The sequence below is a fragment of the Reinekea sp. G2M2-21 genome, assembly GCF_015687175.1.
Lineage (GTDB): Bacteria > Pseudomonadota > Gammaproteobacteria > Pseudomonadales > Natronospirillaceae > Reinekea.
Genome location: NZ_JADPQG010000004.1, coordinates 322,686 through 336,282, shown reverse-complemented (window position 1 = coordinate 336,282; position 13,597 = coordinate 322,686). Strand labels below are relative to the sequence as shown.

The 13,597-nt window shown below is 48.2% G+C and carries 13 protein-coding genes; 5 read left to right on the top strand and 8 right to left on the bottom strand.

Features of this window, described 5'->3' with window-relative positions; genetic code table 11:
* Positions 1-56: 56 nt before the first annotated feature.
* The 6 genes from IYN85_RS16675 to IYN85_RS16650 form a co-directional block, all read right to left on the bottom strand.
* Positions 57-821, bottom strand: a complete 765-nt coding sequence (locus tag IYN85_RS16675) for a TatD family hydrolase (protein ID WP_196160050.1) — start codon at positions 819-821, stop codon at positions 57-59.
* On the bottom strand, positions 808-1,428 hold the full coding sequence (locus IYN85_RS16670; protein ID WP_196160049.1) for a DUF2799 domain-containing protein: 621 nt from the start codon (positions 1,426-1,428) through the stop codon (positions 808-810). The genes IYN85_RS16675 and IYN85_RS16670 overlap by 14 nt, the downstream gene beginning before the upstream one ends.
* Positions 1,429-1,523: 95 nt before the next feature.
* The gene (locus IYN85_RS16665) at positions 1,524-2,315 is read right to left on the bottom strand and encodes a divergent polysaccharide deacetylase family protein (RefSeq protein ID WP_196160048.1); all 792 of its coding nucleotides are present in this window, start codon (positions 2,313-2,315) and stop codon (positions 1,524-1,526) included.
* Positions 2,302-3,597, bottom strand: a complete 1,296-nt coding sequence (locus IYN85_RS16660; protein WP_230390800.1) for a S41 family peptidase — start codon at positions 3,595-3,597, stop codon at positions 2,302-2,304. The genes IYN85_RS16665 and IYN85_RS16660 overlap by 14 nt, the downstream gene beginning before the upstream one ends.
* 38 nt (positions 3,598-3,635) lie before the next feature.
* The gene (locus IYN85_RS26465; protein WP_196160046.1) at positions 3,636-4,772 is read right to left on the bottom strand and encodes a peptidoglycan DD-metalloendopeptidase family protein; all 1,137 of its coding nucleotides are present in this window, start codon (positions 4,770-4,772) and stop codon (positions 3,636-3,638) included.
* A gap of 32 nt (positions 4,773-4,804) precedes the next feature.
* Positions 4,805-5,281: an NUDIX pyrophosphatase gene (locus tag IYN85_RS16650; protein WP_196160045.1), complete on the bottom strand. Its 477-nt coding sequence runs from the start codon at positions 5,279-5,281 to the stop codon at positions 4,805-4,807.
* Positions 5,282-5,390: 109 nt separating this feature from the next.
* On the opposite strand from IYN85_RS16650, the gene IYN85_RS16645 reads away from it, so the two are divergent.
* Positions 5,391-5,741: a hypothetical protein gene (locus tag IYN85_RS16645; protein ID WP_196160044.1), complete on the top strand. Its 351-nt coding sequence runs from the start codon at positions 5,391-5,393 to the stop codon at positions 5,739-5,741.
* A gap of 146 nt (positions 5,742-5,887) precedes the next feature.
* Here IYN85_RS16645 and gpmI read toward each other — a convergent pair whose 3' ends face one another.
* Positions 5,888-7,435, bottom strand: a complete 1,548-nt coding sequence (gene gpmI, locus IYN85_RS16640) for a 2,3-bisphosphoglycerate-independent phosphoglycerate mutase (RefSeq protein WP_196160043.1) — start codon at positions 7,433-7,435, stop codon at positions 5,888-5,890.
* 292 nt (positions 7,436-7,727) lie between these two features.
* On the opposite strand from gpmI, the gene IYN85_RS16635 reads away from it, so the two are divergent.
* The 4 genes from IYN85_RS16635 (at position 7,728) to IYN85_RS16620 (ending at position 11,786) form a co-directional block, all read left to right on the top strand.
* Positions 7,728-8,147, top strand: coding sequence for a rhodanese-like domain-containing protein (locus IYN85_RS16635; protein WP_196160042.1), 420 nt, complete (start codon positions 7,728-7,730; stop codon positions 8,145-8,147).
* Positions 8,148-8,154: 7 nt separating this feature from the next.
* Positions 8,155-8,409, top strand: a complete 255-nt coding sequence (gene grxC, locus IYN85_RS16630; protein WP_196160169.1) for a glutaredoxin 3 — start codon at positions 8,155-8,157, stop codon at positions 8,407-8,409.
* A 120-nt stretch (positions 8,410-8,529) separates the two neighbouring features.
* Positions 8,530-8,973, top strand: a complete 444-nt coding sequence (gene secB, locus IYN85_RS16625; protein WP_196160041.1) for a protein-export chaperone SecB — start codon at positions 8,530-8,532, stop codon at positions 8,971-8,973.
* 62 nt (positions 8,974-9,035) lie between these two features.
* On the top strand, positions 9,036-11,786 hold the full coding sequence (locus tag IYN85_RS16620; protein WP_196160040.1) for a bifunctional diguanylate cyclase/phosphodiesterase: 2,751 nt from the start codon (positions 9,036-9,038) through the stop codon (positions 11,784-11,786).
* 30 nt (positions 11,787-11,816) lie between these two features.
* On the opposite strand, the gene thiI is transcribed toward IYN85_RS16620, so the two are convergent.
* A complete protein-coding gene (gene thiI, locus IYN85_RS16615) occupies positions 11,817-13,286 on the bottom strand; it encodes a tRNA uracil 4-sulfurtransferase ThiI (RefSeq protein WP_196160039.1) in 1,470 nt (489 codons plus the stop codon).
* Positions 13,287-13,597: the final 311 nt, after the last annotated feature.

Below are 13,597 nucleotides of genomic sequence, written 5' to 3'. Positions count from 1 at the left end.
TTCACTTAATAAAGGAGAGATGTAAGCTCAAACGAAGACGATCAGAAACCCATTCCTCAAAAGAACAGCTCGTGTGTATTGCGGGTCAACTGGCGCTGAATATCCGTCACCGGTATTGCAAATAGGGTTGCCATCCGTTCGCCTACCGCGATCAGATCCAGCAACGGATTCCCCTGACTCCCCGGACGAGCCATGAACGGCGCATCCGTTTCCAGTAGAAGTCGATCAAGCGGACATTGTGCAACGGTTCTTTGCAGTTTCTCCGACCTCAATAATTGAGGACCGATGCCGAGTAAAAAACCGACGGAAATATAGTCCTGAGCCATTTCAATACTGCCATTAAAGGCGTGAATAACACCACGAACCGCAGGCTGTTGTTTCAAAAGCCGAACAGTCTCCTGATGCGCCCTGACGGAATGGATGATCACCGGCAATTGCGTTTGTTGGGCAACGCTCAATTGACGGGCAAAGCTTTCCAATTGCAGCACTCGGTCCGGCCTCGGATTGATTGCCGGATAAAAGTCCAGACCGATTTCACCGACAGCGCAAGCTTTATGCTGCGACAAATAATGTGTCAGGCGTTGTTCTTCGATGTCTGGATCTGTCACGAACCAAGGATGTGTTCCATAGCTACAGGCAATACGGCCGGAATGAAGTGACGATACCTGAGCCCATTGATCGAAGTGAGTGCCAGGAACCAAAAATTGCCGAATGCCAGCGCTTTCTGCCTGTTCAAGGTTCTCGTTTAAATGGGGGATGTCGTTGAGGTGGCAGTGACTGTCAACCCAGCCACTGCCGGAAAATGGCTTAGAAGTAAGCATATTTCTCGTTAAGAATACGCAAGCGGGCTTGGGCTTCCGCCAACTCGACCACCAACTGCTTGTTGCGCTGCTCCAGGCCACCTAAATCTTGTTGCATTTGAGCAATTTCCTGATTTAAGCGGTAACGATCATCGATCGTGGTTTCATCGGCCAGCATCAAATTGGTTTTCTCGATAATCTGGTTCTGTAGTGACTCCATTTTTGACTCATTACCATTCTGTTCCGACTGCAAGCTGCGAATGGCTGACGTGACTGCGTATATTTCACGCCCTGCGTCGTAGCCGTCCAGAAAGCCGTCTTCCAGCGAAGGAGGACAGATACCAGAATAGTTGTAGCCTTTCTTACCTTGTTCGAAGCCATTGCGCGGTGTACAAAAACGGATAACACCTTCTTCATGCCCGTCCTGATAGGCTCTGAAATCCGGTGCAATACCATGCTTTGCACACGCTTCCCGGTGGGATGAAATGCGAGTATCAGGGTATCCACGGGCACCGTCTTCGTATCCAATCTGGTACCAGTCGGCGGTTAGACATTCTTCTTTATTCAATGTTGCACAGCCTGACAAAACCACCAGACCAACCAGCAATACGACCAACGATCGCTTCATGAATTTCTCCTGTTATTAATATAATCTGCCTGTATCGGCATTCATTGTAGTAAGCCAAGCTGAACCGTGAATGAATTTTTTAATTGATAGTCAATTTACGGACCTTGCAACACCGGCTCTTTCGGGATGTTACGATCACTGCGCTTACCCGGTTCCGGATAGTTTAGAACAGACGATAGAGGAACCAAAGTATTGCGTTCATTCTCGTCTAAGCTCAATGAATTCAGAAAGGCCAACGTTTCCGGATAAGGATGGCAGATAACTGTGATATTTTCCCCATTCTGAACTCGCGTAATCGCTTCATTCCATTGAGACTGCATGAACGCAGGCTCTTTAAAGTGATCCAGAAAGTAGTGTCTCATAGCCCAGGGAACCTGACGTTTTTCAGCAACCTTCCAAGCTTGTGTTGTTGACACCGTGCGACTGTCAAAAAAGAATAATTGATGTAGCTGCAATTCACGCATAAGCCAGTCCATCGCCACGGTATCTTGAGTCAACCGGCTGCCCATATGGTTAGACAGTCCCACGGCATACGGCACATCAGCGACCGACAAGCGGACATTTTCGATCATGGCCTCCCGGCCCTGTGTGCGATCCAAACCAAGCTCGCCCAAGGGAAAGTCCGTGGTATTGGACATCGGTGAGTGAATGATAACTTCCTTGCCTTGAGCGTTCGCATATTCAGCGAGCAAACGCGTGTAGGGTCTACCGGGCATAATTGCGACTGTAGTAATCCACGGATTCGCAATAGCGTCAACACCAGCTCGGTACTGATTACCCAGATCATCGACAATCAGAACTAATTTTCCATGGCCAGATGCAAAAACGGTGTTGCTGAACAGCAACACCGTTATCCATAAAAGGAGAGTCTTCTCAGCGGTTCGCATTCAGAATAGCAATGCCTTTCAAAACCGTCAGTGCTTCAAACAATTGATAATCGTCAGGCGTCACAGCACTGCTTGCTTCAGCGTCTTCAGCGGCCTTATCTTCCGTTCCATTCGGATTATCCAACGCGCCAGCCAGGTCGGCTTCTTTATAGAATGCGTCGTTTTCGTTTTGTGTCAGGGTGCCCTGCTTTACAATGATATCTGGCACAATACCCTGTGCCTGAATGGACCGGCCGCTCGGTGTGAAATAACGCGCTGTCGTCAGTTTAAGGGCATGATCCTGGTCCAGTGGCAATATTGTCTGCACTGACCCTTTTCCAAAAGAACGGGTACCCATAATCAAACCACGGCGATGATCCTGAATGGCACCGGCAACAATCTCAGAAGCCGAAGCCGAACCGCCGTTAATCAATACCACCAGTTTCACCCCTTTGCTCGGGTCCTTTTTCCGGGCTACGAAACGGCTATCGGAATTGGACAGTCGTCCCTCGGTATATACAATCAAGCCTTCACTGATCAGGGCATCAACCACATCGACAGAGGCTTGTAATACGCCGCCCGGGTTATTGCGCAGGTCCAGAACCACACCTTGTAAGTCATTTTCAGCTTCGGCATGCAGAGCATTTAATGCTTCTTCAAAATCTCGACCGGTTCGTTCCTGAAACTGAGAGATCCGTATGTAACCGAATCCTGGCTCCAACATACGGTGCCTTACACTGGTGACTTTGATAATGTCCCGGGTAATGTCTACTTTAATCGGCCCATTCTCGCCATCACGCAACACAGTTAATGTCAGTGATGTTCCGGGTTTCCCGCGCATCATGCCGACCGCATCGTTAATGTTCATGCCTTTGACCGGCGTGTCGTCTATCTGCGTGATCAGGTCGCCGCTTTGCATTCCAGAACGGAAAGCAGGTGTGTCATCAATCGGCGCAACGACTCGCACAAAACCAGTGCTGTCCATGGTAATTTCAATACCCAGGCCGCCAAATTCACCGCTGGTACTTTCGCGCAAGTCTTTAAAATCGTCCGGTGTCAAATAGTCCGAATGAGGGTCCAGACCCGCAAGCATTCCTTCAATGGCAGCTTCGATCAACTCCTGATCTGTGACTTCCTCAACATAAGACTGTTTGATTCGTTCCAGAACCTGCGACATCAAACGAACTTCGTCTATCGGTAACTGGGTTTCATTATCCGCTTGAACACCCGAGGTCATCCCAACGGCAATACCAATTACCAAGGCGGTCGTCGCCGTTAACAGGGGGTTTCGAATTAATCTCATAAGTGTTCCTTTAACATCTTGTTTTTCATTCAAAGTCATTACCTACTCAACCAGCTTGCCGGATTTTGGGGTTCACCATTCTTGCGAACTTCAAAGTATAGCCCGCTTTGGCTGTAACCACCGGAGCGTCCGACTTCCGCAATAACATCACCGGCTTCAACCCAGCTGCCAACATCGCGTAACAGAGCCTGATTCCGGCCATAAAGCGTCCAAACACCATCACCGTGATCGATGATAACCAACAAACCATTTGATTTAAAAAAATCGGCAAACACAATCCGGCCACCGTGCACTGCCTTTACTGGTTGCCCATCGTTTGCTGAAATCAACCATCCTTCCCATCGCAATCCGGTGTCGTCAATGACAGCACCGTACCGGTTCATCAGTTTACCTTCAACGGGCCAATTTAGTCCGCCCTTTACGCCACTTATATCAATCACTTCAGGAAAATCCAGATTCATCGCTTCCAATCTGGCCGTAATATCAGCAATTAGCTGCGTTAGCTTTTCTTTTTCCTGCTGTTTTTCCTGGATAGTCGCTTGCGTGGAACGAGCCTGAGCTTGCAGGTTCGCGACAATCTGAGCACGTTTATTTTTTTGAGCATTCAGCTGTTGCTGTCGATCATCGAGAGCGACCCGTTCTTTCTCCAAGACCTCCACTACCCGCTTTTGCTCAGTTATCGTTTCATTCAATTGCGCCTGCTCAGAAATCCAGGCTTCGACTTGGGTTTGCTGATTTTGGGTTAAAATTGAAAAATAATACAAATGCCTCGACAAATCTTCCGGGCGCTCGCCTGACAACAGCAGTTTAATGAGTGGTTGATTATTTTGCTTGTAAGCAAGGCGTAAAATGAACTTAATATCATCGGCTTTTTCAGCCAATAAGCCCTTTAATCGTACTTCCTGTTCATCTAAGGCGGCAAGCTGAGTCTGATGGTCGGAAATATTTTTTGCCAACCGAGTGAGATCTCGCTGGGTTTGACTCAGTTGCGTTTCCGTCGTTTCAAGTGCAGCACGCTGAGTATTGGTTTCTTTTTCATTCCTTTTTAATTCCGCCTGCAATGCCGTCAACGCTTTGTTTACGCGTTCCAACTCTGTCTGACTGGCATCCAGATCATCCGCTTGACACAACACAGATAGCAGCGACAGCATGAGCGCCAATAACGTCCATTTCACAGAAAAAGGTAACCGAAGTAATGTTATGAAACTCAATTGTGCCGCCCCATCGTTGGGATTGGAATGGCCAATAAATCCAGTGGCGGTTTCTTTACAAACTGATGCCAAACATGCGTGAACGCCTTGATTTGCCCATCAAAACGCAACAATGACAAGGCCACTTCCAAACCACACCAGCGATACTCAGTATGCTCATGGTTAAGAACGATAAGGTCGCTTGTCTCCACAAAAGCGACAAAGAGCGGTAATAGCATGATGCGGTTTTTCGATGCTTGGTAATACTGCTCGATAAAATCAGCACTATACAGTTCGACTGGCGACAATCCGGTTTCCTCAAAGATTTCTCGCAAAGCAGCCTCAGGTCCGGTTTCTCCCAACTCGACCCCTCCGGATACATAGCTCCAGAAACCGCCGTCCTCTGGTGAACGTTTCAACAATAAGGCTTCCGTCGTGGTTGCACGTTGTCGCAGGAGGACACAGCTGACGGCCTGGCTGTGTAGAGTAATCATGGATGAGACCTCTGTAAGTACTCAAAAAATGCTGAACCATATCACTTCTGCTGAACGCTGGCATTAATGTTGCAAAATTACACAACACCATCCACAAGAGGATAGCCGTATGAACTTCACCAAAGCGATGATTGATCTCGCTAAAGAAATCCGTCGCCGTGCGGAGAGTGACGATAAACCCAGCATCAAAATGGCAAATCCCGAACTGTTCAGTGAGTTAGCGATTATTTACCAACGCACGAATGATGCGGTGATGAAGGCCCTGATTAAGGAAATATGCCAACTGGCGGACAGCCCAGTACTCGATGCGCAGCACGAATCGGAACAAAACGAAAAGCATTCACAATTGGTGTATCGTGGCCAAGTCCGCAATATCCCAAAACCAATAGAGCCAACGGAATCCGACCCTCATCAGAAACCGCGGAAGATTTACCGCGGCCAAGTTGTGCAGCATTCATGATTCTTTACAAGAAACGCACTAAAACAGTGCTCGAAAGCCAGTCCGGCACACTGAGTCAGAAGATAAATCGATGTCCATAAAAAAACCGTCCCAAAAAAAGACGGTTTTTGCGCTTCCCCCTATTGTGAGAAGCTAATTGGTTAGGTTTATTCAGCGATTAAAGACTTACCCGTCATTTCCTTCGGCACTTCAATATCTAGGAAGCTCAACAATGTCGGTGCGATATCCGCTAAAGCGCCTTCGTTGAGTTTTACATCAGCATTGTTGTTAGCAACGTAGACCAATGGAACAGGGAACGTTGTGTGGCTGGTAACCGCACCACCCGTTTCAGGATCGACCATCAGCTCGACGTTACCATGGTCCGCGGTAATCAACACATGCGCATCCATTTCTAAGGCTGCTTCGGTGACCTTACCTAACGCAACGTCGAGCGCTTCAACGGCTTTCACGGCAGCGTCAAATTTACCGGTGTGACCAACCATGTCACCATTAGCGTAATTACAGACAATCAGGTCATACTCGGCAGATTTAATCGCCTTAACCAACTTTTCAGTCACTTCCGGCGCACTCATTTCAGGCTGCAGATCGTAAGTTGCTACTTTCGGTGAAGGCACCAGAATTCGATCCTCACCTTTGAATTCAGCTTCCTGACCACCACTGAAGAAGAACGTTACGTGAGCGTACTTTTCTGTTTCCGCAATTCGCAGCTGCTTACCGCCACGTGCTTCAATGACTTCACCCAAGGTGTTAGTCAGGTTTTCCGGTGGATACGCCACATCACAAGGAATGTCTGCTGCGTATTCAGTTAAAGAGACAAAGCCAGCCAATTCGGGGCGTACGGTCCGATCTAGCTCCGAATCGAGAGCAGGGTCAACAAACGCGCGAGTAAGTTCGCGTGCACGGTCCGGACGGAAGTTCATAAACACAACGGCATCACCATCCTGAATGGTCACCGGCTGCGTGCTTTCAGCCCTTACGGACGACGCAGGGCAGAACTCATCGTCTTTGTCTTGTTCATAAGCGGCGTGCAACGCATCCATCGGCGTACTGGCGACGATATCTGCTGTCCCCTTGGTCAACAGGTCATAGGCAACCTGTACTCGCTCCCATCGGTTATCCCGATCCATGGCATAGTAACGACCTACCAGTGATACGATGCCACCTATGCCAAGCTTTTCCAGCTTACTTTCCAGCTTCTCAATGGATTCCAACGCGCTTCGAGGTGGGGTATCGCGTCCATCCAGAAAGGCATGCACGTATACTTTGTCAGCGCCTCGTTTTACCGCCAGGTCAACCATAGCGTGCAAGTGATCATCGTGTGAGTGCACGCCACCGGGGCTGAGTAAGCCCAAAATATGAACGGCGTTATTGCTACTGACTGCCTTGTCGACAACTGAGGTCAGCTTTTCGTTCTCAAAAAAATCACCGTCAGCGATCGCTTTGGTCACCCGGGTTAATGACTGGTAGACGGTACGACCGGCGCCAAGGTTCATATGACCAACCTCAGAGTTACCCATCTGCCCTTCAGGCAGCCCGACAGCCATACCAGACGTTTTGATCAGCGTATGCGGATAATTGTTCCATAAGCGATGCCATACCGGGGCATCCGCTTTTTCGATGGCGTTAGATTGCGAGGTTTCGCTGTAACCAAAACCATCAAGAATGAGCAAAATTGCGGACTTACCCTTAGCCATGTTCATGCCTCTCGTAAAAATGTAGGAAAATTACAAACCTAGTGTACGGATTTGGCTAGATTTTTCGAGTCGAATTTACCGATTAAGCCAACATTAGCCTGTTTTCTACGAAAAAATTGATTTCACAACACACCACTTAAGACAGACCACCGGCAGCGTCGACCACTCTTGAAGCCCGGTGTTAACTCGCTCCTGTAAAAACTGTGGCAGCAAACTGGCGTACCGATTCAACAGGTCAGGGATGTTGTGTATACTGCCGCTTCATTTTCATCCGACCACTAGAGATCGATCGATGTTAGAGCAATTATTAGAGTTTGTGATTAATCACTGGATCCTCAGCTCCGTCTGGGCTGTATTATTGATTTTATTGATTAAGGTTGAAGGTTCTCGCGGTGGCGCAGCGATTTCCCCGGCGAAGGTTACGCAATTAATCAACAAAGAAAATGCCAAAGTCATCGATATTCGGGCCAAAGATGAGTTTCGGGCCGGGCACTTGCCAGCTGCCATCAACATCCCTGCTCGTGATCTGCCAAAACGCATGAGCGAGCTGGACGCCTTCAAAGAAACACCGATTATTCTCATCTGTAAGACAGGCACCACCGCTGGCGCCTCAGGTAGTTTGCTAGCTAAAGCTGGCTTTACAAAACTAAATAAATTGCGTGGCGGCATACTGGAATGGCAAAGCAGCAACTTGCCTCTGGTCAAGAACTGATTGCATGATGAAACCGAATGTAAAAATGTATTCTTCCGCCTGGTGCCCTTTTTGCATTCAGGCGAAGCGACTGCTGGATTCTAAAGGCGTCGAATATGAAGAAATACTGGTCGATGGAAACAGCTCACTGCGCTCTAAAATGATGCAGGAGAGCGGTCGTCACACTGTCCCTCAGATTTGGATCAATGACTTTCATGTCGGTGGATGCGACGATCTGTTTTCACTCGAACGGGCGAGGAAACTGGATAAGTTACTAAGTTGATTTATTTGTAACTGATCCCTGTGATCAGGGCTATTTAGCCCTCCAATGTGTATTACCCATACACGAAAGAGTCAGTGAGCTTAAACTGACTCAGACAACAAATAAGAGAATGGAGCCACCATGACAGAACAACAACAGCCGCAATTTGGTATTCAGCGGATTTACACCAAAGATGTTTCTTTTGAAAGCCCGAATGCACCTGACATTTTCCGAAAAGAATGGAAACCACAGATCAAATTGGATCTGAATACGGCAACCCGTGCACTGGACAACGATGCCTTCGAAGTCGTGTTAACCTTGACTGTTTCTGCCAAAATTGAAGATCAAACCGCATTTTTATGCGAAGTTCAGCAAGGCGGCATATTCACAGTATCTGGATTCCCTACAGAAACCCGTGATCAGATGCTCGGCGCGTATTGCCCGAACATTCTTTTTCCTTACGCCCGTGAGACAATAGACAATGCCGTGATCAAGGGTAGCTTCCCTGCATTGATGTTGGCTCCGGTCAATTTCGACGCATTGTTCATGCAAAACAAGCAGACGGCGACCGAAAACGCCAATTAAAAAACACAGGCTCGAATTTCCGCTCGTCACGGACGGGCGGATATCGATTGCAGGCCATTTCTATGCACAATATCGACGCACAAAACGCGCTTTTAGCAGCATTCTGCTCCGGTAGACAAAAAGCCATTTTGTGCGACCGATCCGGCAAAATATTAGCGGTGAGCGATGAGCTTATCCGACACAGCGTCAACATCGTTCAAGATGTCGTGGGTCGACAATTGGTCATTCATAGCACTCGCTTCAATGAAGATAAGCCGTGGTACAAAAGCCTGCCCAGTCACCACAGGGAAACACGTTTGAGTGGTGCGGCGCATATTGATACGGTAGGCGAACTGCATCAACTCAATATTCTCACCATTCAACCATTAGAAACGGGCACTACTCTGGTCGGCTTTAAAGTCATACTAGAAGACGATTCGCTGTTCGAGCAATCGCTACCCAACAGTGCATGGCAACAACTATTCAGCGAAAGTAGTGCGGGCATGTGCCTGTTTGATGACACATTTGCTATTGTCAGTGCGAATACAGCATTCAAAACATTGATTGGTTCAAATTTGGAACCGCATCAAAAGATCTTCGATTTGCTTTCGGTCCAAAACGATTTCAAAAAATGGTTTCTCAATAGCGATAACTTTTCGGCTGAAGCGCTATTACGAGCGCCGGACAGGCAAATACGTACTCTGATAAACATCACCCCAATAGATCTCGGTGGGCGCCAGGTCTTCTGGTGCATATTTAACGATACAACCGTCATTACCGAGCAAGCGGTTGCCTTAACGCAATCGTTCGAGCGCTTGGACACCCTAATCAATGACAATCTAAATGGAATTGCATTTGTATCTGCCGATGATCGGTTTATTGAAGTGAACAATAGATTCGCTGCAATGCTGCAGCTTGATAAAAAGGACATTATTGGTAAGCATTTTTCTCACTTCAATGCCGCCAACAGTTATGAGCTTTCCCCAAAGGATGCTGAAACCTTTGTAAAAACCGGTTTCAGCCGCCCATTTGTGAAACGGCTGGTACGCAAAGATGGTCAGGAAATAGACGTCACGGTACACCTGTTCCCAAATTTCGACAGCAACGGTGAATTTACCGGTGCCTGGAATTTCATCCATCAATCGAACGATAAACAGCAAGAAGTAATTCATGCGTCTCATTATTTTGAGTCTTTGTTCAATGACAGCCAAGACGCTATGGTACTCACATCGTTAAGCGGCAAAGTGAAACTTGCCAACAATGCCTTCGCTGCTTTTCTGGGCCAGACGGCGCCACAGCTGATTGGCCAGAGTATTATTGATTTAACTGTGTCAGATGATCGAAGGATTGAAAAGAATCTACACACTCCATTGTTACTGGAGCGCGGCTACAGCGATCAATATGAGAAGCGATTTGTCTCAGCAACAGGCGAAGAAGTACCGGTATCGGTCCGAAGTGTGCTGGTCTCATCAGCGCGAGGCAAGCCTGAAGCCGTATGGACGATCGCTAGGGACGCCAGCATTCAACGCAAGCTTATCCAATCTCTAGCCATCTCCGAGCGCCGCTTCCGTTCACTGTTCAGCAATAGCTTTGACGCCATTGGTTTCTGGACCGTGACGCATGAAATGCAATATGCCAATAAGGCTTACCTGGATTTGGTTGGTTATAGCCAGGAAGAGTTGCGTAACCTGACTTTTCAGGACTTTACACCACCCGGTTGGGAAGAAGCCGACGAAAAGATGTCCCGTCAAGTCGAAGAGCGCGGTTATTCTGATGTTTTTGAAAAAGAGGTTCTGCGCAAGGATGGCCAACGCGTCCCGATTTCCATCCGCGCCAGTGCAATGCGCGATGCGGACGGCACCATGATCGGCAGCTGGGTCATTATCCGTGACATCAGTGACTACAAAACAACCCTGAGAGAGTTGCAGCACAGCCAGAACATGTTGCAGCAAACCAGCCGCATGTCCCGAGTCGGTGGCTGGGAACTAAACACCGAAACCAGCCTGTTCAGTCTGACTGAGGAAACCTATCAGATCCTGTCGATACCCCGCTCTTATCACACGTCGATTAAGAACATCGCCAAATTGCTGGACCCGGAATCTGAGAAACTCATCGTAAAATCAGTCAATGCGGTCCTGCGTGGCAAGGGTAGTAACACGTCCGAGCTCAAGCTCATGGGATTTTCGCCTGAGAGGTGGATCAGGGTTTCCGCTCAGTTGGCGTATGAGGAAAAAGGTCAACGCTACGCCTATGGCGCGGTGCAGGACATCAGTGATTTTAAACAGCAACAAAGATCTCTGGAATCCGCACGAGATACCTTTCAACAGATGGCATTTCACGATCCATTAACCAACTTGCCCAATCGCCTACTCCTTGAAGATCGTTTCCAACAAATTACCAATCAGGCGCGGCGCGATAAAAAGATTGTGGCATTGTTGATTGTCGATTTAGACGATTTCAAAGGAATTAACGATGCTTATGGTCACCCAGCGGGCGACAAGTTACTGATTCAATTCGCTAAACGCTTGGTAAAATCCATTCGCTCCAGCGATACAGTTGCCCGACTGGGCGGTGATGAGTTCGTAGTGATTGCCATGTTAGAAGATAAGAAGCAGGCCGCCAGCCTGGCAAAAAAGATTCTCTCGAAAATCAGCCGGCCTGTGACATACAAAGACGCGTCGTTGCAGACGTCGTGCAGTATGGGGATATCCTTATCCTACAATCTGAACAGCACGTTCGAACAGCTCTATGCCCAGGCGGACACGGCACTGTATTACATCAAAGTCCACGGCAAAGACGCGTTTGGCTTTGCAGGGGAATCAGAGCAAGCTTAGCCTGGACTCAGCATCTGAACTGCGTCGGTTTTAAAGGGCATCCGGAGTTCTATATACACCCACATTATTAAACCCGGCGTCGGCCAGATGCAACGCGTGCATTTTACTCATAACGCCCTTCTCACAATAGAGCAGGTACTCTTTGCTTTGATCGAGCGTCTTGAACTGACGATTTAAGCTGTAAAAAGGAATGTGCAACACGGCATGCTTGCCGGCATCCAGAGGCGCCATCTCCGCTTCGTGGGGGTGGCGAACATCAATAATGGTAGCGTGGGCCTGATCCAGTTTTTGGTTCAGCGACTGCTCCATTTCCAGGGTCGGTTGCCATTGCATCTTGTCGATAGGCTCAACTTTTGCGTTTTCCAGAGCCTGATTCAGAACTTCAAGTCGAAATTCGGCCTCTGCGACTTCAACGTCGTCCCTTTTACACGCGGCATTGGGTTTTCGGCTTATCACGCCACAATATTCTGGAATGCGCTCAACGAAACTCGCCGCACCAATTTGGCGCGCCTGCGTCACGATCGTGTGTTTATCGGAAACGGCCAATGGCCGGATAACCAAACAATTCGCGACATCGTCGATCAAGCGCAGGTTCATCATGGTTTGGCTGGATACCTGGGACAAAGCTTCACCTGTAACGAAGGAGTCTAGCTTCATGCGCTCGCAAACAGCGTTGGCGGCACGCATCATCATCCGCTTCAGGACAACACCCATATAGCGATCTTCTACCCGCGTTAGAATTTCTTCGACGACACCCTCAAAAGGGACCGACACGAATTGCACTTTGTGAGAACTTCCGTACTTCTTCCACAAATAATAAATAACTTCCTTGACACCGTTTTCGTGAGCTGCGCCGCCCAGATTAAAAAACAGGAAGTGAGTTTTAATGCCACGGCGTATCATCTGATACGTCGCAACTGTGGAATCAAAACCTCCACTGACCAAGGTTACCGTAGAATCCGCAGACCCCAGAGGAAACCCGCCCAGCCCTTCCCGTCGTTTATCGATAACGAAGAGCCTCTGATCTTTGATTTCCAGCCGGATTAACACTTCCGGGCGATGCAAATCAACCCCACGAGCCTCACTTTGAGCCCGCAAACCGCCGCCGACATAGCGCTCCACATCGATTGACGTGAAATCGTGCTGACCGGTTCGCTTCACTCGAACAACAAAGCTTTTGCCAGCAATCTCATCTTTCCAAACAGATAGCGTATTACGGACAATGTCATCAAATGAACCTAAAGGAAATTCCCTTACCCGGTTTACATGGGCGATACCCGGAATACATTCCAATGCACCATATACATCATCATTCACCGAATCTGAAGCGTCATCTGGCGTCCATACCTCAATCGCATCCCAAAGGCTTTTGATCTTGATATCGTCACTGACTTTTACCAGCACATTACGAATATTCTGGGTCAGTTGTTTCACCAAGAGCTTGCGGACAGGTTTGGTCTTAATGGTAATTTCAGGAAAGAGTTTGACTACAAATTTCATTTTCGACAGGACACATTTTTTAAGAGCGCGGAAGTATAGCACCATCCGCGCAACAGTATCATACGCATAACGCACCAAAAGTGCGCGCATTGTTGGTGCATAGGGACGCGCTTTGATCCATAATGATGCACCCAATGATGGGTTAAAACCGGATTCTCAACCCCAAGCCCTTTGAATATGGCACTTTCAAGCAATGGCACAGCACTTGCTTTACTGTGCACACAGATAGTGCTTAACGTGGAAGACTTTCCGTGGCTTCCAGACACAGAATACTGAATAAACCGCTCAATGATAATGAGCGCTTTTTAAAC

Coding starts and splice junctions, on each gene's coding strand:
- IYN85_RS16675 (WP_196160050.1), bottom strand. CDS start 821: ATGCTTACTTCTAAGCCATTTTCCGGCAGTGGCTGGGTTGACAGTCAC.
- IYN85_RS16670 (WP_196160049.1), bottom strand. CDS start 1,428: ATGAAGCGATCGTTGGTCGTATTGCTGGTTGGTCTGGTGGTTTTGTCA.
- IYN85_RS16665 (WP_196160048.1), bottom strand. CDS start 2,315: ATGCGAACCGCTGAGAAGACTCTCCTTTTATGGATAACGGTGTTGCTG.
- IYN85_RS16660 (WP_230390800.1), bottom strand. CDS start 3,597: ATGAGATTAATTCGAAACCCCCTGTTAACGGCGACGACCGCCTTGGTA.
- IYN85_RS16650 (WP_196160045.1), bottom strand. CDS start 5,281: ATGATTACTCTACACAGCCAGGCCGTCAGCTGTGTCCTCCTGCGACAA.
- IYN85_RS16645 (WP_196160044.1), top strand. CDS start 5,391: ATGAACTTCACCAAAGCGATGATTGATCTCGCTAAAGAAATCCGTCGC.
- gpmI (WP_196160043.1), bottom strand. CDS start 7,435: ATGGCTAAGGGTAAGTCCGCAATTTTGCTCATTCTTGATGGTTTTGGT.
- IYN85_RS16635 (WP_196160042.1), top strand. CDS start 7,728: ATGTTAGAGCAATTATTAGAGTTTGTGATTAATCACTGGATCCTCAGC.
- grxC (WP_196160169.1), top strand. CDS start 8,155: ATGAAACCGAATGTAAAAATGTATTCTTCCGCCTGGTGCCCTTTTTGC.
- secB (WP_196160041.1), top strand. CDS start 8,530: ATGACAGAACAACAACAGCCGCAATTTGGTATTCAGCGGATTTACACC.
- IYN85_RS16620 (WP_196160040.1), top strand. CDS start 9,036: ATGCACAATATCGACGCACAAAACGCGCTTTTAGCAGCATTCTGCTCC.
- thiI (WP_196160039.1), bottom strand. CDS start 13,286: ATGAAATTTGTAGTCAAACTCTTTCCTGAAATTACCATTAAGACCAAA.